Annotated in this window: 1 protein-coding gene; it reads right to left on the bottom strand. The window is 40.8% G+C overall.

Annotation, left to right across the window (positions count from 1 at the left end; translation table 11 throughout):
* Positions 1-8: 8 nt before the first annotated feature.
* Positions 9-200 carry a hypothetical protein gene (locus tag CIK04_RS28400; RefSeq protein ID WP_325205953.1) on the bottom strand — a complete coding sequence of 64 codons (192 nt, stop codon included), beginning with the start codon at positions 198-200 and terminating at the stop codon, positions 9-11.
* Positions 201-475: the final 275 nt, after the last annotated feature.

The following is a 475-nucleotide window of genomic DNA, read 5'->3' as shown; positions in this document are numbered from 1 at the left end:
TAGCGCCGTCAGAAGTAGCGGGTACTAAGCTCTTCTGAATGGATGAAAAAAAAGGCAAACTGGGTACTCGGTTCACTGAGAATAGAGACGTCGGTGTCATGTTCAATCAGAGTAAACGTATTGAGAATAAGATCTTTTTCGGTTTTCTCAAGCAGGCGGACTGAGCTTCCCAGCCAATGAGCGGTACGTCTCACTTCCATGCTGATTCCCCCTCAACATGAATATGAATATCAAGCAGCTATTGTTTGCCTTTCAAAGGGCGAAGAGTGTGTTGTCTCAAATCATCTCTTTGTGCCTCAGTGTGGTCACCTTGGTGGTGCTTCTGCATATTCTGCTCTCATACAAAAAGGTTAGTGCTGCCACAAAAAAGTGCCAATAAAAAAAGTGATCGATTTTATTTTTTTTAATTGAGAAAGATAGCTGGATAGAAATGCCAGGTAATTACAATTGTTTTCATGCGCTTTTATTAACTTTT

This window comes from Vibrio sp. 03_296, from assembly GCF_002265885.1.
The sequence above is the reverse complement of the archived record's forward strand: the minus strand, read 5'-3'. Positions and strand labels throughout refer to the sequence as shown.